Below are 21842 nucleotides of genomic sequence, written 5' to 3'. Positions count from 1 at the left end.
GGGGTCTGGGGCGGAGCCCCAGGAAGGGCGGGCGGGCGGGGAATCAGCCCGTCCGGCGCTTGAGGACGAGGCCGCAGGCCGGTCGGCGGTCACTCGCCCTCCCGCATGGGAACGCGTACGCCCCGCTCGTCCGCCACGGCCTCGGCGGAGTCGTACCCGGCGTCGACGTGCCGGATGACCCCCATCCCGGGGTCGTTCGTCAGGACGCGCCGCACCTTCTCGCCCGCGAGCTTCGTGCCGTCGGCCACGGACACCTGGCCCGCGTGGATCGAGCGGCCCATGCCGACGCCGCCGCCGTGGTGGAGGGACACCCAGGAGGCGCCGGACGCGACGTTGACCATGGCGTTGAGGAGGGGCCAGTCGGCGATGGCGTCGGAGCCGTCGAGCATGGCCTCGGTCTCGCGGTACGGGGAGGCGACGGAGCCGCAGTCGAGGTGGTCGCGGCCGATGGCGAGGGGGGCCTGGAGCTCGCCGGAGGCGACCATGTCGTTGAAGCGCTCGCCGGCCTTGTCCCGCTCGCCGTAGCCGAGCCAGCAGATGCGGGCGGGCAGGCCCTGGAAGTGGACGCGCTCACCGGCCATCTTGATCCAGCGGTGCAGGGACTCGTTCTCCGGGAAGAGGTCGAGGATCGCCTTGTCCGTCTTGTGGATGTCGGAGGCCTCGCCGGAGAGGGCCGCCCAGCGGAAGGGGCCCTTGCCCTCGCAGAAGAGCGGGCGGATGTAGGCGGGTACGAAGCCGGGGAACGCGAACGCCCGGTCGTAGCCGGCGAGTTGTGCCTCGCCGCGGATGGAGTTGCCGTAGTCGAAGACCTCGGCGCCCGCGTCCATGAAGCCGACCATGGCTTCGACGTGCTTGGCCATGGACTCGCGGGCGCGCTGCGTGAAGCCCGCCGGGTCCTTCTCGGCCGCCGTCGCCATGTCGTCGAAGTCGACGCCCGAGGGCAGGTACGCCAGCGGGTCGTGGGCGGAGGTCTGGTCCGTCACGATGTCGACGGGGGCGCCCTCGGCGAGCATCCGCGGGAGCAGGTCGGCGGCGTTGCCGAGGAGGCCGATGGAGAGCGGGCGGCGGGCGTCGCGGGCCTCGACGGCGAGCTGGAGGGCGTGCTCCAGGGAGTCGGCCTTCACGTCCAGGTACTTGTGCTCGATGCGGCGCTCGATGGCGCGCGGGTCGACGTCGATACAGATCGCGACGCCGTCGTTCATCGTGACGGCGAGGGGCTGGGCGCCGCCCATGCCGCCGAGCCCGGCGGTGAGGGTGATCGTCCCGGCCAGCGTGCCGTTGAACTTCTTGGCGGCGACGGCGGCGAACGTCTCGTACGTGCCCTGGAGGATGCCCTGCGTACCGATGTAGATCCAGGAACCGGCCGTCATCTGGCCGTACATGGTGAGGCCGAGCGCCTCAAGGCGACGGAACTCCTCCCAGTTCGCCCAGTCGCCGACCAGGTTGGAGTTGGCGATGAGCACGCGCGGCGCCCACTCGTGGGTCTGCATGACGCCGACGGGGCGGCCGGACTGGACGAGCATCGTCTCGTCCTGCTTGAGGGTCTTCAGGGTGCGCACCATGGCGTCGAAGGAGCGCCAGTCGCGGGCCGCCTTGCCGGTGCCGCCGTAGACGACGAGCTTGTCGGGGTGCTCGGCGACCTCGGGGTCGAGGTTGTTCTGGAGCATCCGGAGGGCGGCCTCCTGCTGCCATCCCAGGGCGCTCAGCTCGGTTCCACGCGGCGCTCGAACGGGGCGGGGTCCTGACATGGCGGTGCCTCCTCGATGCTGTGACGTTGATATTCACATCCTGGGGTCGTGAATAGACCTAGTCAATAGCGCAGCGGGGCAGCGGGGGCGGCGCACGGGTGATTGTCTGGATCACATGGGCCTCGACGACAGGGCCGACCGGCGGTCGGACGAAGACGAAACCGATCAGTTCACGCGCGTCCTCGGGCAGGCCCCGCCGCACGGGGCTGCCGCCGCCGACCGCCGCGACCACGCGATCCGCGCCGCCGTCGAGCAGGGCGTCGTCGGCCCGGACGCCCCGCTCGCCGGGCTCCTCGACGTCGCCGGGATCCGCGCGGGCGCCGCCGCCCTGCGCGCCGCGTTCGCCGAGGTCGCCGCGCCCGGCACCCGCGTCCTGCACGCCTTCGCCGTGAAGGCGACCCCCCTCGTCCCGGTCCTGCGCCTCCTGCACGACGCCGGGATCGGCGCCGAGGTGGCGAGCCCCGGCGAGCTGGCCCTGGCCCGCGCCGCCGGGATACCGCCCGCGCACACCGTCCTCGACTCCCCCGCCAAGACCCCGGCGGAACTGCGCGAGGCCCTCGCCCTCGGCATCGCCGTCAACGCCGACAACCCGCAGGAACTGGCCCGCGTCGACGCCCTCGTCCAGTCCGCGCCCACGCGGTCGCCCGTCGGGATCCGGGTGAACCCGCAGGTCGGCGGCGGCGCGATCGAGGCGCTCTCCACGGCGACCGCCACCTCCAAGTTCGGGGTGCCGCTGCGCGACGAGGGCGCCCGGGAGTGGGTCGTACGCGCGTATCTGGACCGGCCCTGGCTGACCCGGCTGCACACGCACTCCGGGTCGCAGGGCGTGCCCCTGGAGCTGATGACCGCCGGTGTCGCGGCCGCGTACGCGCTCGCCGAGGAGATCAACGCGCGCGCCGGCCGCCGCCAGATCGACACCCTCGACATCGGCGGCGGCCTGCCCGTCAACTTCGCGTCGGACGAGCAGACACCGACGTTCGCCCAGTACGCGCGGCTCCTCAAGCGCGAGGTGCCCGGGCTGCTCGACGGGCGCTACGGCCTGGTCACCGAGTTCGGGCGCTCGCTGCTCGCCAAGCACGGGACGTTGCTCGCGCGGGTGGAGTACGTGAAGTCGGCGGGCGGGCGCACCGTCGCGCTGACGCACGCGGGCGTGCAGGTGGCGACGCGCACGGTGTACGCACCCGAGTCGTGGCCGCTCCGGATCGCCGCGTACGACGCGAAGGGGCGCCCCAAGTCCGGTCCCGGCACCGGTCAGGACGTCGCGGGCCCGGCCTGCTTCGCGGGCGACCTGCTCGCCAGGGACCGGGAGCTGCCGCCGCTGGAGCAGGGCGACCACGTGGCGGTGCTCGACACCGGCGCGTACTACTTCGCCCACCACTACTCGTACAACAGCCTCGCCAGGCCCGCGATCCACGGCTTCGCGGCGGGTCCGCGGGAGGAGGGCGGGGGCGTGCGGTTCTCGGTGGTGCGCGCGCAGCAGCGGGTCGAGGAGATCGTCGCCGAGTCGGGCGGCGGGGCGCGGGACGCGTTGCGCGGGCTCTGAGGCGCGGGCCCCGGAAGAGGCCCGGGGCCTCAGAAGCGGTGGACGCCGAGGTCGCGCACCGTGGCGGCGAGCGCGCGGACGAGGTCGTTCTCGGCCTCGGTGCGCCAGACCAGGGCGAAGGTCATGGTCGTCAGGTCCGGCACGGGCAGCCAGCGGATGTGCGACAGGCCCCAGTACCGGGTGACATGGCCGGGGAAGCTGTGGATGATCTCGCCCATGCCGACCATGCCGATCAGCTCGTCGGCGTTGTCCGCGACCGCCACGCGCTCGATCGCCCGGCCCCGCGGGGTGTGGAAGGGCAGATAGCTGTCCTCCCAGTAGTCCGGCAGGGCGAGGGCGGTGCTGTGCGGGAAGTCGGCGAACAGCTCCAGGGGCACGGAGTCCCGCCCCGCGAGGGGATGGTCGGCGGCCACGGCGAGGATCCGGGAGTCGGTGCACAGGGACGGCCCGACGGTGAAGTCCGGCTCCTCCACCGGCAGCCAGGCCACCATGACGTCCATGGCACCGCCGCGCAGCTGGCCGAACACGTCGGTGAAGGTGGTCTGGCGGATCTGGAGTCCCCACTGCGGGTGCCGTGCGCGGAACTCCTTCCAGTAGGGGTGCAGGTCGACGAGGTTGAAGGGCAGCATGCCGACGCGGAGCTGCGCGGTGACCCCGCGGGCGGCAAGGCGGGCGCGCTCCAGGGACTGGTGCAGGCCCGCGTAGACCGGCTGCAGGTCGTCGCGGAACTGGCGGCCGACCTCCGTGAGGCACACCGTGCGGCTGGTGCGGGTGAACAACTCGGCGCCGATGCGCCGCTCCTGCTTCTTGATGGCCTGGCTGACCCGCGCCTGGGACACGTGCAGCCGCTGCGCGGTCCGGCCGAAGTGCAGCTCCTCGGCGAGGACCAGGAAGATCTCGATGTCCCGCAGTTCCACCGGCCCCCCAGCCGTCCGGCGATAACCCAGTGGTTATCGGACGTCGCGAAAACTCGCCTTGATCATATGTGCGGGCCGCACGAGGGTTGAGGGCATGCGAGTACGCGTACACATCCCCCTGTACCGGCCATGAGCGAGGCCGACGACGCCATCGATCTGACCGCGTTGTACGCGATGCACGGCGCCCTGCGCCGGGAGCTGGCCCAGCTGGACCGGGTCACCGCCACCGCCGGACACGACCCCCGGCAGGTCCTCGCCACCGCCGCCGGATGGCAGCTCCTGAAGAAGGCGCTGCGCGCCCACCAGTCGGCGGAGGACGACGCGCTGTGGCCGCCGCTGCGCCACCGCCTCGCCGGACGCCCGAAGGACCTCGCGGTGCTCGCGGTGATGGAGGCCGAACACGCCGCCATCGCCCCGGTGGTCGAGGCCATCGACGCGGCGTTGGCCGACCCGGGAGCCGACGCGCTGCGCCTCGGCCTGCTGACCGACGCGCTGACCAGCGGTGTCGCCGGGCACCTCGACCACGAGGAGGACACCGTCCTGCCGCTGGCCCGGCGGGTGTTGACGGCCGAGCAGGGGGAGCACTTCGGCCGGGTCCAGGCCCGGCGGATCGGCCCGGACGCGCCCTTGCTGCTGCCGTGGCTGCTCGACGGCGCCGACGAGCCGACGGTGCGGCGGCTCCTCGCTCCGCTGCCCGCGTCCACGTGCGCCGCGTACGTCGCCCGGTGGGCCCCCGCGTACGCCCTCCTGGACCGCTGGAGCGCGGGCACCGCGAGCTGACACGACGCGCACGCCTTGACGGACCTGATCGACCCGTCCGGCCCGAAGGCCCGGACCGACCCGACCGCCTGCACCACGCCGACCACAGGAGTCACCGCCTTGTCCGAGCCCGCCCTGTCCGAGCCCGCCCTGCCCCGAACGCTCCCGCACGTCACGGACGCCGACGCCGACGCCTGGCACCGGGTCGTCGCCGCCTCCATGACCCATGACCTACCAGGCGCGCTGCCACCAGGACCCGAGCAGATCCGCGCCCGGCTCACCAAGCCCGCCCTGGACAGCCACCGGCTGACCTGGCTGGCCGCCGGTCCTGACGGCGTGCCCGTCGGCGTCGCGGGCCTGCGCCTCTTCGGCTCCGCCGGACGCGACCACCTGGCCGAGCTCGAACTCCACGTGGACCCCGCGCACCGGCGCCTCGGCACCGGCTCCCGCCTCCTCGCGGCGGCCGTGGCGGCCTGCCGCGCCGAGGGCCGCCGCAGCCTGATCACCGAGGCCGCCGCCGACGGGCCCGGCCAGGCCTTCGCCGAACAGCGGGGCTTCCGAGGGGCGTTGACCCTGGACCACCTCCTGCTGCGCCTCGACGAGGTGGCCGCCGCCGACCTCGCGAAGGCCGCCGACGCCGAGCACCCCGGCTACCGCCTCACCGGCTGGACCGGCGCCGTCCCCGACGGCCTCGCCGACGCCTTCGCCGCGGCCAAGAACGCGATGAACGACATGCCCATGGGCGACCTGGACTACGGCAGCGTGGCGTGGGACGCCGACCGCGTGCGCGCCATGGCCAAGGTGGTGGCCGACCGCGGTGACACGCTCCTGACGATCGCCGCCGTCCACGACGACGGCACCATGGCGGGCTACACCGAGATCCTGATCCCCCAGGGCGCGCCGCCCCGGGTCCAGCAGTACGACACGGCGGTCGTGCCCGGGCACCGCGGCCACGGACTGGGGTTGTGGGTCAAGGCCGCCATGGTGCGAAGGCTGCGCGCCGAGCACCCCGGCGTCGCCGAGATCGAGACGGACAACGCCGACGACAACGTCCACATGCTCGCGGTCAACCACGCCCTGGGCTTTCGCCCCTACCGGCGCACGCGCGAGTTCCAGCTCGACGTGCCCACGTCCTGACCCCGGTCCCGGCCGATCCCGTGAGCCCCGTGATGCCCGTGCTCTCCCTGCTCTGCCTGCTCCCTCTGATCCCCTTGGCCCTGGCCGTCCTCGTCACCCTCAAGGAGCCCTGATCCACGGACCCTGACCCACGGACCCTGATCCACGCACCTCTGATCCACGCACCCCTGATCCAAGAAGCCCTGATCCGGGCGGGGCCGCGGGGGGCCGTTTGCCGGGTTGTTCTCGAACTCCCGCTTCATCGGCCCCCACACCGGGAAGAAGATCCCTCCCAGCCGGAAACGGCACTCCGTCACACTCGGGGGAGGCTCCTGTGACGACGTCAGGAACCAGCGGCACCACCAACCCACCGGCAGCCGAGGATCCGGGCCTGAAACGGGTGCTCGGCCCCAAGCTGCTCATCCTCTTCGTGATCGGCGACATCCTCGGCACCGGCATCTACGCCACCACCGGCAAGGTCGCGGGAAAGGTCGGCGGCGCGCTGTGGCTGCCGTTCGCGATCGGGTTCGTCGTGGCGATCCTGACGGCGGCCTCGTACGTGGAGCTGGTGGGCAAGTACCCGAAGGCGGCCGGGGCCGCGCTCTACACCCAGAAGGCGTTCAAGGTCCCCTTCCTCACCTTCATCATCGCGTTCATGGTGATGGCGTCGGGCCTGGCGTCGGCGAGCGCGGCGGCGCGGGCCTTCAGCGGTGACTATCTGAGCGAGCTGACCGGGGACGCGCTGCCGCCGACGCTCGTGGCCATCACGTTCATCCTGGTCCTCGCGGCGCTGAACCTGCGCGGCGTCTCGGAGTCCGTGAAGACCAACGTCGTGCTGACGGTGGTCGAGCTGACCGGGCTGCTCATCATCCTCTCGATCGGCGCGTGGGCGGTGCTCAGCGGGGACGGGGAGCCCGCGAGGCTCACCGAGTTCGAGGCGGACGGCACCGGGTACGCCCTGCTGACCGGCGTGCTCGGGGCGACCGCGCTCGGCTTCTTCGCCTTCGTGGGCTTCGAGGACTCGGTGAACATGGCCGAGGAGACGAAGGACCCGACGCGCACGTTCCCCAAGGCGATCTTCATCGGGGTCGCCGTCACCGGCACGATCTACGTCCTGGTCGCGCTGGTCTCGTCGCTCCTCGTCGACTACAGGACCCTGTCGGGCTCCAGCGGGCCGCTGCTCGAAGTGGTGAAGGCCGGGGGCGTGGACTTCCCGCACAAACTCTTCGCCCTGATCGCCCTGTTCGCGGTCACCAACTCGGCCCTCATCAACATCATGATGGCCTCCCGGCTCTGCTACGGCATGGCCAACGAACGCATCCTGCCGCGCGCCATGAGCCGTGTCCTGCCCCGCCGCCGCACCCCGATCGTGGGCATCGTCTTCGTCTCGCTCCTGGCCGTCGGCCTGGTGACCACGGGCGAGATCGAGGGCCTCGGCGACACGACCGCCTTCCTGCTCCTGTGCGTGTTCGCCGTCGTCAACATCGCCGTCCTCGTCCTGCGCCGCGACCCGGTGGACCACCCGCACTTCCGCACCCCCACCGCGCTGCCGGTCCTCGGCGCGATCACGGCCCTGATCCTCGCGAGCCCCCTCGCGGACCGCCCGGCGGACGTCTACATCCGCGCCGGGGTGCTGCTCGCGATCGGCATCGGCCTGTGGGCGGTGAACAAGGTGGTGCTGCGCGTGCGCGCCGAGGACTGACCCACCGGCTACTCCACGAACAACCCGCGCTCCGCCGCCCCCACGTCGAACTCCTCAAGGCGCGCCTGCGCGTCCGGAAGGCCGTCGCACATGGCCTCAAGGAGCACCCGGCCAAGGAGCATCGGCGCGCACGCCGTGTCGAAGGCGAGCCCCGTCCCGACGGCGGCGGGCAGCAGCAGATCGCTGTGGGCGGCGACGGGCGCGAACGCGGAGTCGGCGACGGTGACCACGGTAAGACCGGTGGACCGGGCGTACTCCAACGCCTCCACGACCTCCCGGGGGTGCCGCGGCAGCGCGAAGCAGAGCAGCGCGGAGGCCCCGGCGCGCACGGCCGCGTCGATCCGGTCGGTCAGCATGGAGCCGCCCTCGTCGAGGAGGCGCACGTCGGGGTGGACCTTCGCCGCGAAGTAGGAGAAGCCGTAGGCCTGGGACGCGGCGGCCCGCAGGCCGAGGACGGGCAGCGGCCGGGAGGCGGCGAGGACACGCCCGGCCCGCTCCACCGGCGCCGGGTCGGCGAGGAGTTCGGAGAGGTGCCGCAGGTTCTCGATCTCGGCCTGCACGGCCTGCTGGTACTCGTTGAGGTCGGCCTCCGCTCCGGCCTCGGCGGGGGCGACCTCCCGCAGGTGGCGGCGGAGCGCGGGGTAGCCGTCGAAGCCGAGGGCGACGGCGAAGCGGGTCACGGACGGCTGGCTGACGCCCGCGAGTTCGGCGAGCTCGACGCTGGAGAGGAAGGGCGCGTCGGCGGCGCGCCGCACCATGCAGTGGGCGATGCGCCGTTGGGTGGGCGTCAGCCGGTGCCCCTCGAAGAGCACCTGGAGCCGCGCCGCGGGACTGTCACTCATGCCGTACCTCGTCGCTCTGTCAACGTGATCCCCTCGTCGTCGGCCGCGGCCTCGACGTCCGCGGAGTCCCCGGAGTCCCCGGATTCCCCGATGCCTCCCGTGCCCAGGTGCTCCCACAGCTCCGTGAACCGGTCGAGGAGGGCGGCCGCCGCCGTCACATCATCCGTCAGCGGGCGGTCCGCGGTGTCCTGCTCAAGGACCTCGGCGGCGAGTTCGTACGCCCGGGCCACCGGGAGCCCGGGCTCAAGGCGCAGCTCGCGCTGGCGCAACGCCCGTACGGCGGCGACCAGTTCGCACCCGACCACGAGCCGGTAGGCGCCGCACGCGCGCAGCGTCTGGCGCGCCGCGAGGGAGGCGAAGCTGGCCTGCTCCTCGACGCCCCGGGAGAGGACGGCGTGGCCGAGCGAGGCGGGGGCGGAAAACGCCCGCAGGTCGCCGAGGGCGGCGCCCGCCGCGTACTCCAGGATCATCACCCCGGACGAGGCGGGCTCCGCGTCGGCGAGGAAGGGGCGCAGGCGGGTGTACGCCGGTTCGTTGAGGGTGGAGAGGCGGGAGCTGGACAGGCGCGCCGCCTGGGTCACCGCGAGCCTGAAGTGGTCGAGGGCCAGGGCGAGTTGGGCCATGTAGAAGCCGCCGTGGTGGTAGGCGGCCAGGTCCGCGGGTGAGATCAGGGGGTTCTCGGCGGCCGCGTTGATCTCCACCGTCAGGACGTTCTCCAGGGCGTCGGCGGCGTCGTGCGCGGGCCCGTGGATCTGCGGGACGCAGCGGAATCCGTACGGGTCCTGGATCCGGCCGAGCGGCGGTGTCGGGCGGTCGGCGGCGCCGAGCAGACGGCGCATGCGCCCGGCGACGGCGTAGGAGCCGGGGTGCCGCCGCGCCTCGTGGACGGGCAGCGCGTACGCCTCGTAGGAGCCGTCGACCGCGAGCAGGGAGAGGCCCGCCACCACCTGGGTCGCGCCGAGCAGGCCGCGCAGTTCGTGCAGGGCGAGGGCGGACTGGCCGAGGGTGAGGGCGTTGCTGCTGATCAGGGCGAGCGCGTCGTTGTTGTCCAGGGGCTGGGGGCGGGGGGCGGCGCCCTGCCAGGGGTGTTCGCCGGCGAGGGCGAGGCCCATCTGGGAGAGGGCGGCGATGTCGCCGGTGCCGACGGAGCCGAACTCGTTCACCACCGGGTACGCCCCGGTCTCCAGGGCCTCGCAGAGCGCGGTCACGACGCTCGGGCGCAGTCCGGCGCCGCCCGCGAGGAGCTGGTTGGCGCGCACGGCGAGCATGGCGCGGACCTCGCGGGCGGGCAGTTCGGCGCCGATGGCGCCCGCGTGGGAGCGCAGCAGGCGCAGGCCGTGGTCAGCGGCGGCCTCGGTGGGGACGTCCTCGGTGCGGTTGGCGCCGACGCCGGTGGAGCGGCCGTACACGCGGCCCCAGGAGGCGATCCGGCGGGCCGCGTGCCAGGACTCCTCGACGCGCTTCAGGGCGTCGGTGCCCGCGACGGGCCGGGCGGCGCGGTCGGCGAGGCGGACGACGTCGGCGACGGGCAGGCCGAGCCCGTCGAGGACGACGACCGGCGCGTCGGCCGCGTCGTCCGTGATGTGAGACGGCATCACGCGCATTTCCTCCTCAAACCGGACTGCGGATCTCGCCCGTCGAGCGCTCGTCGCCAGTGATTCACGCCAGACCATTGACAACCTATTCAGGTACCGAGAACTCTGCATGACGATATACAGCCGGGCAAGCGACTCACTCAGGCAGCACGAAGACGCGGAAGCAGGGGCAGGCCATGGCAGATTCCCTGGTGGAGCGCCGCTCCATCGACGTCGTCCCCGACGCGGAGCGGCACGGCACGGCGTTCAGCCAGTTCACGCTCTGGCTCGGCGCGAACCTCCAGATCACGGCCGTGGTCACGGGAGCGCTCGCCGTCGTGTTCGGCGGGGACGTGGTGTGGCCGGTCGTCGGCCTGCTGCTCGGCAACGTCCTGGGCGGCGCGGTGATGGCACTGCACTCGGCGCAGGGCCCGAAGCTGGGGCTGCCGCAGATGATCCAGTCCCGGGCGCAGTTCGGGGTGCGCGGCGCCGTCGTGCCGCTGCTGCTCGTCATCCTCATGTACGTGGGCTTCTTCGCGAGCGGCAGCGTGCTCGCGGGGCAGGCCACGGCGGAGCTGACGCACACGGACGACACCACCGGCATCGTGCTGTTCGCGGCGGTCACGGCCGTGATGGCGGCGGTCGGCTACCGCGTGATCCACGCGCTCGGCCGGGTGGCCAGCGTGATCTGCGCGCTCGCGTTCCTCTACCTCGGCATCCGCCTCCTGGACCGCGTCGACCTCTCCGCGCTCCTCTCCGACGCCCACTTCGACCTGCCGATGTTCCTGCTCGCGGTCTCCCTGTCCGCGTCCTGGCAGCTGGCGTTCGGGCCGTACGTCGCGGACTACTCGCGCTATCTGCCGAGGACGACGTCGGGGCGGGCCACGTTCTGGTGGACGCTGTCCGGCTCGGCGCTCGGCGCGATGGGGGTCCCCCTGCTCATTAAGAGCTTGGGGGAGGTCGATGACGTTCGGGGTCCTGGTGGCGGCGAGCGCCGGCGGGGCGTTCATGGGCGACCAGGTCGAGTACGTCGTGGGGCTCGGCGGCACCGGTCTGGTCGACTACTACCTGATCTCCAAGGAGCGCTACGACATCCCGGCCCTGTCGGACCCCCGCGGCCGCTACGGCGCGTGGCGCTGGGACGCCCTCACCGTCTACGGCGTCGGCCTCCTCGCCCAGCTCCCCTTCCTCGTCACGCACTTCTACACCGGCCCGCTGGTGGACCCTCCCCCGGGCTCTGAAGGAGCAGGGGGGGACCCCCATGGCGGGCGCGGACATCTCCTGGATGGTGGGGCTCGCGGTCCCGGCGCTCCTGTACTGGGCCGTGGCGCGCCGGAACACGGCACACATCCCGGAGCGGACGCTGCACGGGACTCCGGCGCCGGTTCAAGAGCCGGTATCGCGCGCGTCATGATCTGACGCGAAATCAACAAAGCCCGAATCAAGGGCAGTTGATGCCTCGGGGGCGCTGCGTAGCCTGAACCGCCGCACGCCCCCGCCCGCACCCGGGCGGGCCGCCCCGGACCCCGAAGGACGCGTCATGCCCACCACCCCGCCCATACCCCCCGCCGTCGCCCGCAGATCCCCGGCCAACCGCCGGGCCTTCCTGACCGCGACGGCCGCCACCGTGCTCACCTCCGCCACCGCCGTGGCCTCCGCCGCGCCGGCCCCCGCCCGCCCGGCCGTGGACCGCGCCCGCCCCGGCACTGCCCAGAAGGCCCTCGCGACCCTCCTCGAAGGGAACCGGCGCTGGGCGAGGATCCGCTCGCTCCACCCGCATGAGGACCGGGCGCGGCGCCTGGAGGTCGCCCACGAGCAGCATCCGTTCGCGACGGTCCTGTCCTGCGTCGACTCCCGGGTGCCGCCGGAACTGATCTTCGACCAGGGGCTCGGCGACCTGCTGGTCATCCGCACGGCGGGCGAGGTCCTGGACGAGGCGGTGCTCGGCTCCCTCCAGTACGGGGTGGCGGAGCTGCGCATACCGCTGCTGCTCGTCCTCGGGCACGAGCGGTGCGGGGCGGTGGCGGCGACGATAGAGCAGCTGCGCACCGGCAAGCAGGTGCCGGGGCACCTCGCCCGGCTCGTCGAGGGCATCGGCCCGTCCGCGTGGGCCTGCCGGGACGAGCCCGGCGACTGGGTGGACCACACCGTGGCCGCGCACGCCCGGCGCATGCGGGACGCGCTGCGCGCGGACACCGCGTTCCGGCCCGCCACGATCGTCGCCGCCCGCTACGACCTCGACTCCGGCCTGGTGCGCGTGCTGCCCTGACCTGGGACCCCCTAGGGCCTGGCCCAGGGTCGAATGGGGGGCTACCCCCACTGTCAGGGCGGCGGACTCTGCGTACCGTATGGGCTATGGAAGCCCCACGTGACGCCGAACTCAAGAAGGAACTCGACGCCGCCTTGCACGCGCGCAAGGACCTCGGCGAAGAGTACGAGTCCGCGCTCGTCGACTCGTTCCTCGAAAAGGTCGAGAAGCGCCTCGACAGCACGATCGACCGCCAGATGCGCAGGCACCTGGCCGAGCAGCAGATGATCGTGGCCCGGGGCGCGCGCAACCCCGCGAGCGGGGTCGACTCCTGGGGCGAGCGCTTCGGCTTCGGCGTGGTCTCCCTGATCCTCGCCATCCCGCTCTCCGCGATCGGCGTGGTCAACGCGGACCTGCCCGGCCTGTTCGTGACCTGGTTCGGCATCGTGGGCGTCAACGCGGTGCACGCGGCCCGGGGGACGGGCCTGCTGTCGGCGCTCCGCCGCGGCCGCAAGTCGGAGTGGTCGGACTAGACCTGCGCGAAGACGCGGGTGGCGCGGGGACCGCCGCACCCTCCGGGCGGGCCCGGAGGACGGGACGACGGCGGTCCCCGCGAGGGACGCGGGCCGGGTCAGAACCGGGCCCCGCGTCCGGGCGCCGCTGGAGGTCTGGGAGCCGCTCCGGAAGTCCTGACGCCGACACCCACCAAGGTGCCGTACGCGTGTTAAGCGGGTGCTGCGCGGACGTGTCGCCTTCGTACCGCTTCCGCGAAGTTCCGCCGCCCGCCGCCCGGTTGCGGACACGGCAGCCGTGCGGCCGACCGCGCCCGCCCCGGGGAACCGCCTACGAGCCCTGCTGCTCCGCGAGGAACGCGAGCAGGTCCTGACGGCTCACCACACCGGTCGGCTTGCCCTCGACGAGGACGATGGCGGCGTCGGCGGAGCCGAGGACCGACATCAGGTCGGCGACGGGCTCACCCGAGCCGACCTGCGGCAGCGGGTCGGACATGTGCTTCTCCAGCGGGTCGCCGAGCGAGGCCCGCTGGGCGAACAGCGCGTCGAGCAGCTCACGCTCGACGACGGACCCGATGACCTCGGCGGCCATCACGTCCGGGTGGCCCGCGCCGGGCTTGACGATCGGCATCTGCGAGACGCCGTACTCGCGCAGCACCTCGATGGCCTCGCCGACGGTCTCCTCGGGGTGCATGTGGACGAGGGAGGGCAGCTCGCCGCCCTCCTTGCGGCGCAGCACGTCGCCGACGCGCGGCTGGTCGCCGGCCTCCTCCAGGAAGCCGTAGTCGTTCATCCACTCGTCGCTGAAGATCTTGCTCATGTAGCCGCGCCCGCTGTCGGGAAGCAGCACGACCACGACGTCGTCCGGGCCGAGGCCCTCCGCGACGCGCAGCGCGGCGACGACCGCCATGCCGCAGGAGCCGCCGACGAGCAGGCCCTCCTCCTTGGCGAGGCGCCGCGTCATCTGGAAGGAGTCCTTGTCGGACACCGCGACGATGTCGTCGGTGACGTTCCGGTCGTAGGCCGTCGGCCAGAAGTCCTCACCGACGCCCTCGACGAGGTAGGGCCGCCCGGACCCGCCGGAGTACACCGAGCCCTCGGGGTCGGCGCCGACGACCTTGACCTTGCCGCCGGAGATCTCCTTCAGATATCCGCCGGTGCCGGAGATCGTGCCGCCCGTGCCGATGCCGGTCACAAAGTGGGTGATCTTCCCCTCCGTCTGCTCCCACAGCTCGGGGCCGGTGGAGTGATAGTGCGAGAGAGGGTTGTTCGGGTTGGAGTACTGGTCCGGCTTCCAGGCGTCGGGGATCTCGCGTACGAGGCGGTCGGAGACGTTGTAGTACGAGTCCGGGTGCTCGGGGTCGACGGCGGTCGGGCAGACGACCACCTCGGCGCCGTACGCGCGCAGCACGTTGATCTTGTCGGTCGACACCTTGTCCGGGCACACGAAGACGCACTTGTAGCCCTTCTGCTGGGCCACGATGGCCAGGCCGACACCCGTGTTGCCGCTGGTCGGCTCGACGATCGTGCCGCCGGGGCGCAGCTCGCCACTGGCCTCCGCCGCCTCGATCATGCGCAGCGCGATGCGGTCCTTCACGGAGCCGCCGGGGTTGAAGTACTCGACCTTGGCGAGGACCGTTGCCTTGAGGCCCGCGGTCACGTTGTTGAGCCGCACCAGCGGGGTGTTGCCGACGAGGCTGATCATCGAGTCGTGGAAATGCACCGTGGTCTCCGTTTTTCCGGGGTATCCGGGCTGCGATGTCGTGGCCGCCCACGGGGACGGACGAGCCGCGCGCGGGCCGCAGGTGTCGCGCGGCCCCCACCGGCCCGCGCCCGAGGACGCCGCACGAGGTTTTCGGTGCCGCCAGCCTACGGCTCAGACTCCCCCGTTCACCTCCGCTCGCGATTGGCCGACCTGCCCGACGGGGCAATGACTGGATGTACGGGACGAAATGGGCTCCACACGACTGGACTGAGGTGACGGCGGAGCATGTCGAGGGCGAGGGTGGCGCGGCGCATCGCCGCGGGCGCGGCGTACGGCGGCGGAGGCATCGGGCTGCTCGGCGCGGCCACGGTCGGGATCGTCCTCGCCGAGGTGCAGCTGGCCAAGCGATCGGTGGGCAACGGCGGGTACGGGGCGCCGCCGCGGGCGAACGGGCGGTACGGGGCGGCGTTCGCCCAGCGGTCCGAGTGCGGGGAGCCGCTGCGGTTCGCCATGCTCGGCGACTCCACCGCCGCGGGGCAGGGCGTGCGCCGGGCGCAGCAGACCCCGGCGGCGCTGCTCGCCTCCGGCCTCGCCGCGGTGGCGGAGCGGCCGGTGGACGTGCGGGTGGTGGCGCAGCCCGGGGCGCAGTCCGACGACCTGGAGCGACAGGTGTCGTTGGTCCTGTCCGACGAGACGGGCTGGGTGCCCGATGTGTGCGTGGTGATGATCGGGGCGAACGACGTCACCCACCGGATGCCCGCGACCCGGTCGGTGCGGTTCCTGTCCACGGCGGTGCGCAGGCTGCGGACCGCCGGGGCGGAGGTGGTCGTGGGGACCTGTCCCGACCTCGGCACCATCGAGCCCGTCTACCAGCCGCTGCGGTGGCTGGCGCGGCGGGTCTCGCGGCAGCTCGCCGCCGCGCAGACGATCGGGGTGGTGGAGCAGGGGGGACGGACGGTGTCCGTCAGCGACCTGCTCGGGCCCGAGTTCGCGGCGAACCCGCGGGAGCTGTTCGGGCCCGACAACTACCACCCCTCGGCGGAGGGGTACGCCACCGCGGCGATGGCCGTCCTGCCCACGCTGTGCGCGGCCCTCGGCCTGTGGCCCGAGGAGGAGCGGCCCGACGTGTCGCGGCGCGAGGGGTTCCTCCCCGTCGCCCGGGCGGCCGCGCAAGCCGCCTCCGAGGGCGGCACCGAGGTCACCGGCGCCATGCCCACGGGCCCCCGCGGCCCCTGGGCCCTCCTCAAGCGCAGGCGCCGCCGCCGCATCCAGGAACCGGACCCGTCGCCGATCCCGTAGGCCTTCGCGGGGCGCCCCAGTCCCACCCCTTCACCGAAACTGGGGGCTCCGCCCCCAGACCCCCGCTCCTCAAACGCCGGACGGGCTGATTTCAGCCCGTCCGGCGTTTGAGGACGAGGCGCGGAGCGCCGATAAGCGGGGTCCAGGGGCGCAGCCCCGGTTTCGGAGAAGGGGCGGGACTGGGGCGCCCCCGCGAGGCCGACCTGAGCACCCGCTTAGAAATGCGGCCCGCGTCACAGCCCCCGCCCCGTGACCGACAGCGATACGTGCAGGTAACTTCCCAGGGAGTCCTGCCCTGACCCAGGGCGCCCCCGCCAGTAGGAGCCCGTGATGCCCGAAGCCGTGATCGTCTCCGCTGCCCGCTCCCCCATCGGCCGCGCCTTCAAGGGCTCCCTGAAGGAGCTGCGCCCGGACGACCTGACCGCCACGATCGTCCAGGCCGCCCTGGCCAAGGTGCCCGCGCTCGACCCGAAGGACATCGACGACCTGATGCTGGGCTGCGGCCTGCCCGGCGGCGAGCAGGGCCACAACCTGGGCCGGATCGTGGCCGTGCAGATGGGGATGGACCACCTCCCCGGCTGCACGATCACGCGCTACTGCTCGTCCTCGCTGCAGACCTCCCGGATGGCGCTGCACGCGATCAAGGCGGGCGAGGGCGACGTCTTCATCTCGGCGGGCGTGGAGATGGTGTCCCGCTCGGTGAAGGGCACGAGCGACGGCCAGCCCGACACCCACAACCCCCTCTTCGCCGAGGCCGAGGCCCGCACCGCGGCCCGCGCCCAGGAAACCGGCACCGACTGGCACGACCCGCGCGAGGACGGCCTGGTCCCGGACGCGTACATCGCGATGGGCCAGACCGCCGAGAACCTGGCCCGCCTGAAGGGCGTCACCCGCGCGGACATGGACGAGTTCGGCGTCCGGTCCCAGAACCTCGCCGAGGAGGCCCTGAAGAACGGCTTCTGGGAGCGGGAGATCACCCCGGTCACGACGCCCGACGGCACGGTCGTCAGCAAGGACGACGGGCCGCGCGCGGGCGTCACCCTGGAGGGCGTGGCCGGGCTCAAGCCGGTGTTCCGCCCCGACGGCCTGGTCACGGCGGGCAACTGCTGTCCGCTGAACGACGGCGCCGCCGCCCTGGTGATCATGAGCGACACCAAGGCCCGGGAGCTCGGCCTGACCCCGCTGGCCCGGATCGTGTCGACCGGCGTCTCCGGCCTCTCCCCCGAGATCATGGGCCTCGGCCCGGTCGAGGCCAGCAAGCAGGCCCTCAAGCGCGCGGGCCTCGGCATCGGCGACATCGACCTGGTCGAGATCAACGAGGCCTTCGCGGCCCAGGTCATCCCGTCCTACCGCGACCTGGGCATCCCGCTGGAGAAGCTGAACGTCAACGGCGGCGCCATCGCCGTCGGCCACCCCTTCGGCATGACCGGCGCCCGCATCACCGGCACGCTGATCAACAGCCTCCAGTTCCACGACAAGCAGTTCGGCCTGGAGACGATGTGCGTCGGCGGCGGCCAGGGCATGGCGATGGTCATCGAGCGCCTGAGCTGAGCCGCGCCGAGAGGCGTGCAGCGGGTCGGCCCGAGCGACGCCCCGAAGCGGCCGGACCGGCACCCTGCGTGGCCGCCCGTCTCACGAGCCGGGACGCGGCGGCCACTTCGGCCCCTCCACTCATTCGTGACCCAATCTCCCCCAGGATGTGACCAATCTCCTGAGGGAGGGGCAATTGCCCAGGTCAGCATGGATGCGCGAATAAACACCGGGCCGAAAGTCCTGTCCAATTCGTGACGTAATGCACTGACAGCGGGATGGTGCAGGCTTCAAGCTGATGTAGGAAGTCGGGGGTCGACTTGAAACCGGGAGTACGTCAGTGAGCGCCATGCATCTTGCCTTGCTGCTCTCCGCGGCCGCTGCCACGGCCGTGGGCACCGCCACCCTGCACACCGTGCGGGGCCTGCGGCAGCAGATCACCGAGCTGCGCACCGAGCTGGCCGAGAGCCGCGGCGCGGCCGCCGGCCGCGTCGTGGTACCCGCGGCCCGTACCGCGGTGGACACCGAGGAGATACGCGCCGCGGTCGCCGAGGCCCTCGCCGAGGAGCGCGAGCGCGAGCTGGCCGAGGCGCGCGCCTTCTGGGCCGCCCAGGAGGCCCGGGACATCGCGGACACGCCCTCGCTCCTCAGCGGCCTTCCCGAGGGCATCGCGGACGAGCTGTTCCTGCCGCGCCAGGCCGATCTCGCGGGCCTGGAGTCGGAGAGCCTGGAGCCGGTCGTCGAGCCCTTCGCCGACCCGGCCGGGGCCGCCGACGAGTTCGCCGCGGACTCCCCCGAGCTGGCCGCGGCCCGCCGCCGCCATCCCTCCCACCCCGACTTCGTGCCGGTCCAGTCCAGTGCCCACGGCGACCACGAGCGCACCGTGGCCTGCCTGGAGGAGCTCGCGGACGCCCGCACGGCGCTCGCCGACGTCCGCCCCGGCCCCCTCGGCACCCTGGACGTCTACGTCTTCACGGACGGCACGACGCTCTGCATGACCCCGGGCCACCGCGAGACCGCGGAGCTGCTCGCCGCCGCCCTGCGCGACGGCCAGGCCCCGGTCCTGCTCGGCGGCTCCGGTGTGTCGGGCGCGTACGCCCTGACGTTCGCGTGCGGCGCGGAGAACGTCTACATCCTCGCCGACCGCGTCATCGCGAGCGTCTGACGGCGACAGGTCCGACAGCGGATCTCCGGAGCCCCAGGGCGCCGGATCCGGTCAGATTCCGGCCCGCCCGAGGGCCTGCTCCACCAGCTCCACGGCCTCCTCGAGTTCCCCCTCGTCGGCGAGCACCAGGGCCAGGTCCCGCCCCGCGACGGTGACTTGGTCGGCCGCCGCGAACATTCCGGCGTCCGGCATCCGGCGCGGCTCGCTCCCCGGTGTCTCCCGCACCTGTGTGCGCAGGGCCAACTCCCTCGCGAGCTCCAGCGCTTCGGCCGCCGCCCCGCGCTGCAGTCTGGACTGCGGCGCGGCCCGCAGCCGGTCCGCGAATCGGTCAACGGCCGTGATCAAAGGCGTCGTATCGAGCACTGTGCGACCCTACGCGTCGAGCAGGGACTGTTGCCAATACCCGAACGCTCAGGCACGGTGGCGTGAAGGACGGACCACATCGAACGCGTCCGGAGGCGCCGATGTCCCAAGTCTTCTCCGAGGAGACCCACCGAAATCTGCTCGCGCGCATCCCCCACTGCACAGGTCGTGAAGTCTCCGACTGGCTCCGCACCGTCGACGAGGGCCCCTCTCTCTTCCGTTTCGAGGAGAAGGTCAGCTGGCTCCGCGGCGAACACAACCTCGCGTACGGCCACGCCAAGGCGATCATCCACGAGTACGACCTGCGCCGCGCCGCACGCAAACTGCTCTGACCCCGACCCCCGTTCCCCCGCGAAGACAGGCAGGCAACGCAAGCCAACGCAAGCCAGGCAGACAACGGCGAAGGGCCCGCGGAAGGCGTTCCGCGGGCCCTTCGGCCGTGTTCAGGACGTCAGCCGCCCGGGGGCGGGCGTCAGTCGTTGCCCTGCAGGATCGCGATGAGCCGCAGGAACTCCATGTAGATCCACACCAGCGTCATCGTGAGGCCGAAGGCGGCGAGCCAGGCTTCCTCGCGCGGGGCGCCGTACGCGATGCCGTCCTCGACCTGCTTGAAGTCCAGGGCCAGGAAGCAGGCACCGAGCAGGATGCCGATGATGCCGAACATGATGCCGAGGCCACCGCTGCGGAAGCCGAGACCGTCACCGCCGCCGAAGACGGCGAAGAGCAGGTTCACCGCCATCAGCAGGACGAAGCCGAGGGCGGCCGCCATCACGAAGCCGTAGAAGCGGCGGTTGACGCGGATCCAGCCGGCCTTGTACGCCACCAGGACGCCGAGGAAGACCGCCATCGTGCCGAGCACGGCCTGCATGGCCGCCCCGCTCGCGATGCGGTTGTCGACGACGCTGGAGATGACGCCGAGGAAGACACCCTCGAGGGCGGCATACGCCAGGATCAGCGGCGGCGAGGCCTTGCGCTTGAAGGCCTGGACGAAGCCCAGGATCATCGCGACGAGACCGGCGCCGACCGCGATGCCGACGGACCTGCCGAAGTTGGCGTCGTCCACGGGCAGCAGCGCCCAGGCGAGCGCGGCCGTGACGACGAGGACGCCGAGCGTGGTGGCCGTGCGCATGACGACGTCGTCCATCGTCATGCGGCCGGTGGTCACCGGGGACTGGGGCGGGGCGCCCTGGAGGTCCTGCTGGGCGTACGGATTGTTGGCGTACGGGTTGGCGGGGGCCTGCTGGCCCGCGCCCGCGTACGGGTTGCCCTGCGCGTACGGATTGGGCTGCGTCCCGACGGCTGCGGCTCCCCCGGCCTGCGGCTGCGCGTTGAAGCCCGCATAGCCGTTGTCGCGGCTGAACCCCCGTCGCGAGAAGACCGGGTTACTGCTCCTCATCTCACTCCTCCATGGCCACCGTGCGTGGCTTTGGTTCAAGAGTAATGGGCTGGCAAAGATCCAGCCCTAGTGCTCAGGGAGGATCTTTCCCCATCTGTTACGAGGAACGCTCACCGAGGCTCCGGTGTTCCGCCCCCTCCGGGCGCCCGCTCAGTCGAACGGCAGACCCGTGTAGCTCTCGGCCAGGTCCGTCGCCGCCGCCCGGGACGTGGCGATCCGGTCGAGGCGGGCCAGCTGGAGCCGGTCGTCGAAGGGGGTGGCGTCGGGGTCGCGGTGCAGCATGGCCGTCATCGCGTACGCGAACCGCTCGGCCTGCCAGACCCGGCGCAGACAGGTCGCGGAGTACGTGTCGAGGCCCGTGGGGTCGCCGTCGGTGTGGTGGGCGACCAGGGCGCGGGCGAGGGTGACGACGTCGCCCACGGCCAGGTTCAGGCCCTTGGCGCCGGTGGGCGGCACGATGTGGGCGGCGTCACCGGCGAGGAAGAGCCTGCCGTGCCGCATCGGCTCGTGGACGTGGGAGCGCATCGGGGTGACGGAGGTGGCCGTGATCGGGCCGCGCGCGAGCCGCCCGCCGCCGTCGGTGGCGAGCCGCAGGTCCAGCTCGTCCCAGATCGCCCGCTCGCTCCAGTCGGCCGCCCGGGTGGACTCGGGGACCTGGAGGTAGAGGCGGGAGACCGTGGGCGAGCGCATGCTCAGGAGGGCGAAGCCGCGGTCGTGCCGCGCGTAGACCAGCTCGTCGTGGGAGGGCGGCGCGTCGGCGAGGACCCCGAGCCAGGCGTAGGGGTACCTGCGCTCGTACGTCCGGGAGAGCGCGGCGGGCACCGCGGCCCGGGACACGCCCCAGTAGCCGTCGCACCCGGCGACGTACGCGCAGTGCAGGACGCTCTCACGGCCCTCGTGGCGGTAGCGCACCCGTGGCGCGTCGGTGTCGGCGTCCTCGACGGCGAGCGCCTCGGCCCCGAAGAGCAGCGGGCCGCCGCCCCGGAACCGCAGGGCGATCAGGTCCTTGCAGACCTCCGTCTGGGCGTAGACGGTCACCGAGCGGCCGCCGGTCAGGGAGGGGAAGTCGACGCGGTGCCTGCGGCCCTCGAAGCGCAGCTCGATGCCGGTGTGGCGCAGGCCCTCGCGGTCCATGCGGGCGCCCGCCCCGGCGGCCCGCAGCGCGTCGGCCGTGCCGTGCTCCAGGATCCCGGCGCGCTGGCGCCGCTCCACGTAGGCGCGGTCGTGGCTCTCCAGGACGACGGACTCGATGCCGGCGGCGTCCAGGAGACGGGCGAGCAGGAGGCCCGCGGGGCCCGCTCCGATGATCGCGACGGTGGTGCGCATCACGGGAGTGTCGGGCCGCCCGGGGCGGGTGTCAACGGTGGGGCGGCGCGCCGGGGCCGACTCCGCGCCCCTGGTGCCCCCGCGCTCGTGGCGCGGT

18 protein-coding genes and 1 pseudogene are annotated in these 21842 nt (G+C 72.8%); 11 read left to right on the top strand and 8 right to left on the bottom strand.

Annotation, left to right across the window (positions count from 1 at the left end; genetic code table 11):
- Positions 1 to 89 precede the first annotated feature (89 nt).
- Positions 90 to 1748 carry a urocanate hydratase gene (gene hutU, locus OO63_RS28435; RefSeq protein ID WP_030360694.1) on the bottom strand — a complete coding sequence of 553 codons (1659 nt, stop codon included), beginning with the start codon at positions 1746 to 1748 and terminating at the stop codon, positions 90 to 92.
- Positions 1749 to 1863: 115 nt separating this feature from the next.
- On the opposite strand from hutU, the gene OO63_RS28430 reads away from it, so the two are divergent.
- Positions 1864 to 3291 carry a type III PLP-dependent enzyme domain-containing protein gene (locus OO63_RS28430; RefSeq protein ID WP_030360693.1) on the top strand — a complete coding sequence of 476 codons (1428 nt, stop codon included), beginning with the start codon at positions 1864 to 1866 and terminating at the stop codon, positions 3289 to 3291.
- 29 nt (positions 3292 to 3320) lie between these two features.
- On the opposite strand, the gene OO63_RS28425 is transcribed toward OO63_RS28430, so the two are convergent.
- Entirely contained in the window at positions 3321 to 4208 is an 888-nt protein-coding gene (locus OO63_RS28425) for a LysR family transcriptional regulator (RefSeq protein WP_030360692.1), read from the bottom strand.
- A 129-nt stretch (positions 4209 to 4337) separates the two neighbouring features.
- Here OO63_RS28425 and OO63_RS28420 point away from each other — a divergent pair, with 129 nt between their 5' ends.
- From OO63_RS28420 to OO63_RS28410, 3 genes are all read left to right on the top strand, one after another.
- Positions 4338 to 4988: a hemerythrin domain-containing protein gene (locus tag OO63_RS28420; protein ID WP_030360691.1), complete on the top strand. Its 651-nt coding sequence runs from the start codon at positions 4338 to 4340 to the stop codon at positions 4986 to 4988.
- A 15-nt stretch (positions 4989 to 5003) separates the two neighbouring features.
- The gene (locus OO63_RS47420; RefSeq protein ID WP_267885482.1) at positions 5004 to 6104 is read left to right on the top strand and encodes a GNAT family N-acetyltransferase; all 1101 of its coding nucleotides are present in this window, start codon (positions 5004 to 5006) and stop codon (positions 6102 to 6104) included.
- Between the two features lie 313 nt (positions 6105 to 6417).
- Positions 6418 to 7785: an APC family permease gene (locus OO63_RS28410; protein ID WP_030360689.1), complete on the top strand. Its 1368-nt coding sequence runs from the start codon at positions 6418 to 6420 to the stop codon at positions 7783 to 7785.
- 8 nt (positions 7786 to 7793) lie between these two features.
- On the opposite strand, the gene OO63_RS28405 is transcribed toward OO63_RS28410, so the two are convergent.
- Together OO63_RS28405 and OO63_RS28400 are read right to left on the bottom strand one after the other, a co-directional pair.
- On the bottom strand, positions 7794 to 8627 hold the full coding sequence (locus OO63_RS28405; protein WP_030360688.1) for a MurR/RpiR family transcriptional regulator: 834 nt from the start codon (positions 8625 to 8627) through the stop codon (positions 7794 to 7796).
- The gene (locus tag OO63_RS28400; protein WP_234311300.1) at positions 8624 to 10222 is read right to left on the bottom strand and encodes an aromatic amino acid ammonia-lyase; all 1599 of its coding nucleotides are present in this window, start codon (positions 10220 to 10222) and stop codon (positions 8624 to 8626) included. The genes OO63_RS28405 and OO63_RS28400 overlap by 4 nt, the downstream gene beginning before the upstream one ends.
- 176 nt (positions 10223 to 10398) lie before the next feature.
- Between OO63_RS28400 and OO63_RS41715 the strand changes: the two are divergent.
- The 3 genes and pseudogenes from OO63_RS41715 (at position 10399) to OO63_RS28385 (ending at position 12982) form a co-directional block, all read left to right on the top strand.
- Positions 10399 to 11615: pseudogene (locus tag OO63_RS41715) on the top strand (purine-cytosine permease family protein).
- Positions 11616 to 11741: 126 nt separating this feature from the next.
- Positions 11742 to 12470: a carbonic anhydrase gene (locus tag OO63_RS28390; protein WP_030360686.1), complete on the top strand. Its 729-nt coding sequence runs from the start codon at positions 11742 to 11744 to the stop codon at positions 12468 to 12470.
- Between the two features lie 86 nt (positions 12471 to 12556).
- On the top strand, positions 12557 to 12982 hold the full coding sequence (locus OO63_RS28385) for a hypothetical protein (RefSeq protein WP_030360685.1): 426 nt from the start codon (positions 12557 to 12559) through the stop codon (positions 12980 to 12982).
- A gap of 310 nt (positions 12983 to 13292) precedes the next feature.
- Here the strand turns inward: OO63_RS28385 and OO63_RS28380 are convergent, their stop codons facing one another.
- Positions 13293 to 14684 carry a cystathionine beta-synthase gene (locus OO63_RS28380; RefSeq protein ID WP_030360684.1) on the bottom strand — a complete coding sequence of 464 codons (1392 nt, stop codon included), beginning with the start codon at positions 14682 to 14684 and terminating at the stop codon, positions 13293 to 13295.
- Positions 14685 to 14951: 267 nt separating this feature from the next.
- On the opposite strand from OO63_RS28380, the gene OO63_RS28375 reads away from it, so the two are divergent.
- The 3 genes from OO63_RS28375 to OO63_RS28365 all read left to right on the top strand — a co-directional run bounded on the left by OO63_RS28375 (position 14952) and on the right by OO63_RS28365 (position 18660).
- Complete coding sequence (locus tag OO63_RS28375) at positions 14952 to 15965, top strand: SGNH/GDSL hydrolase family protein (RefSeq protein WP_078619410.1); 1014 nt, start codon at positions 14952 to 14954, stop codon at positions 15963 to 15965.
- A gap of 330 nt (positions 15966 to 16295) precedes the next feature.
- Positions 16296 to 17516 (top strand): acetyl-CoA C-acetyltransferase, encoded by a 1221-nt coding sequence (locus tag OO63_RS28370; protein ID WP_030360682.1) that lies wholly within the window; start codon positions 16296 to 16298, stop codon positions 17514 to 17516.
- A 319-nt stretch (positions 17517 to 17835) separates the two neighbouring features.
- On the top strand, positions 17836 to 18660 hold the full coding sequence (locus OO63_RS28365) for a hypothetical protein (protein WP_030360681.1): 825 nt from the start codon (positions 17836 to 17838) through the stop codon (positions 18658 to 18660).
- Positions 18661 to 18711: 51 nt separating this feature from the next.
- Here OO63_RS28365 and OO63_RS28360 read toward each other — a convergent pair whose 3' ends face one another.
- Entirely contained in the window at positions 18712 to 19023 is a 312-nt protein-coding gene (locus OO63_RS28360) for a hypothetical protein (RefSeq protein ID WP_030360680.1), read from the bottom strand.
- A gap of 101 nt (positions 19024 to 19124) precedes the next feature.
- Here OO63_RS28360 and OO63_RS28355 point away from each other — a divergent pair, with 101 nt between their 5' ends.
- Entirely contained in the window at positions 19125 to 19355 is a 231-nt protein-coding gene (locus OO63_RS28355) for a DUF4287 domain-containing protein (protein WP_030360679.1), read from the top strand.
- 140 nt (positions 19356 to 19495) lie between these two features.
- Here OO63_RS28355 and OO63_RS28350 read toward each other — a convergent pair whose 3' ends face one another.
- Positions 19496 to 20419, bottom strand: a complete 924-nt coding sequence (locus OO63_RS28350) for a Bax inhibitor-1/YccA family protein (RefSeq protein ID WP_030360678.1) — start codon at positions 20417 to 20419, stop codon at positions 19496 to 19498.
- 150 nt (positions 20420 to 20569) lie between these two features.
- Positions 20570 to 21745, bottom strand: a complete 1176-nt coding sequence (locus OO63_RS28345) for a 4-hydroxybenzoate 3-monooxygenase (RefSeq protein WP_030360677.1) — start codon at positions 21743 to 21745, stop codon at positions 20570 to 20572.
- Positions 21746 to 21842 lie beyond the last annotated feature (97 nt).

The organism is Streptomyces alboflavus, from assembly GCF_000716675.1.
In the GTDB taxonomy this organism is placed as follows: Bacteria; Actinomycetota; Actinomycetes; order Streptomycetales; family Streptomycetaceae; genus Streptomyces; species Streptomyces alboflavus.
Note: the sequence above shows the minus strand (reverse complement) of the source record. Positions and strands in the feature narration are given on the sequence as shown.

Excerpts from the sequence above, each read along its gene's own strand:
- OO63_RS28350 (WP_030360678.1), bottom strand. The coding sequence starts at position 20,419 with ATGAGGAGCAGTAACCCGGTCTTCTCGCGACGGGGGTTCAGCCGCGAC.
- hutU (WP_030360694.1), bottom strand. The coding sequence starts at position 1,748 with ATGTCAGGACCCCGCCCCGTTCGAGCGCCGCGTGGAACCGAGCTGAGC.
- OO63_RS28390 (WP_030360686.1), top strand. The coding sequence starts at position 11,742 with ATGCCCACCACCCCGCCCATACCCCCCGCCGTCGCCCGCAGATCCCCG.
- OO63_RS28370 (WP_030360682.1), top strand. The coding sequence starts at position 16,296 with ATGCCCGAAGCCGTGATCGTCTCCGCTGCCCGCTCCCCCATCGGCCGC.
- OO63_RS28385 (WP_030360685.1), top strand. The coding sequence starts at position 12,557 with ATGGAAGCCCCACGTGACGCCGAACTCAAGAAGGAACTCGACGCCGCC.
- OO63_RS28375 (WP_078619410.1), top strand. The coding sequence starts at position 14,952 with ATGTCGAGGGCGAGGGTGGCGCGGCGCATCGCCGCGGGCGCGGCGTAC.
- OO63_RS28420 (WP_030360691.1), top strand. The coding sequence starts at position 4,338 with ATGAGCGAGGCCGACGACGCCATCGATCTGACCGCGTTGTACGCGATG.
- OO63_RS28355 (WP_030360679.1), top strand. The coding sequence starts at position 19,125 with ATGTCCCAAGTCTTCTCCGAGGAGACCCACCGAAATCTGCTCGCGCGC.
- OO63_RS28430 (WP_030360693.1), top strand. The coding sequence starts at position 1,864 with ATGGGCCTCGACGACAGGGCCGACCGGCGGTCGGACGAAGACGAAACC.
- OO63_RS28400 (WP_234311300.1), bottom strand. The coding sequence starts at position 10,222 with ATGCCGTCTCACATCACGGACGACGCGGCCGACGCGCCGGTCGTCGTC.
- OO63_RS28345 (WP_030360677.1), bottom strand. The coding sequence starts at position 21,745 with ATGCGCACCACCGTCGCGATCATCGGAGCGGGCCCCGCGGGCCTCCTG.
- OO63_RS28405 (WP_030360688.1), bottom strand. The coding sequence starts at position 8,627 with ATGAGTGACAGTCCCGCGGCGCGGCTCCAGGTGCTCTTCGAGGGGCAC.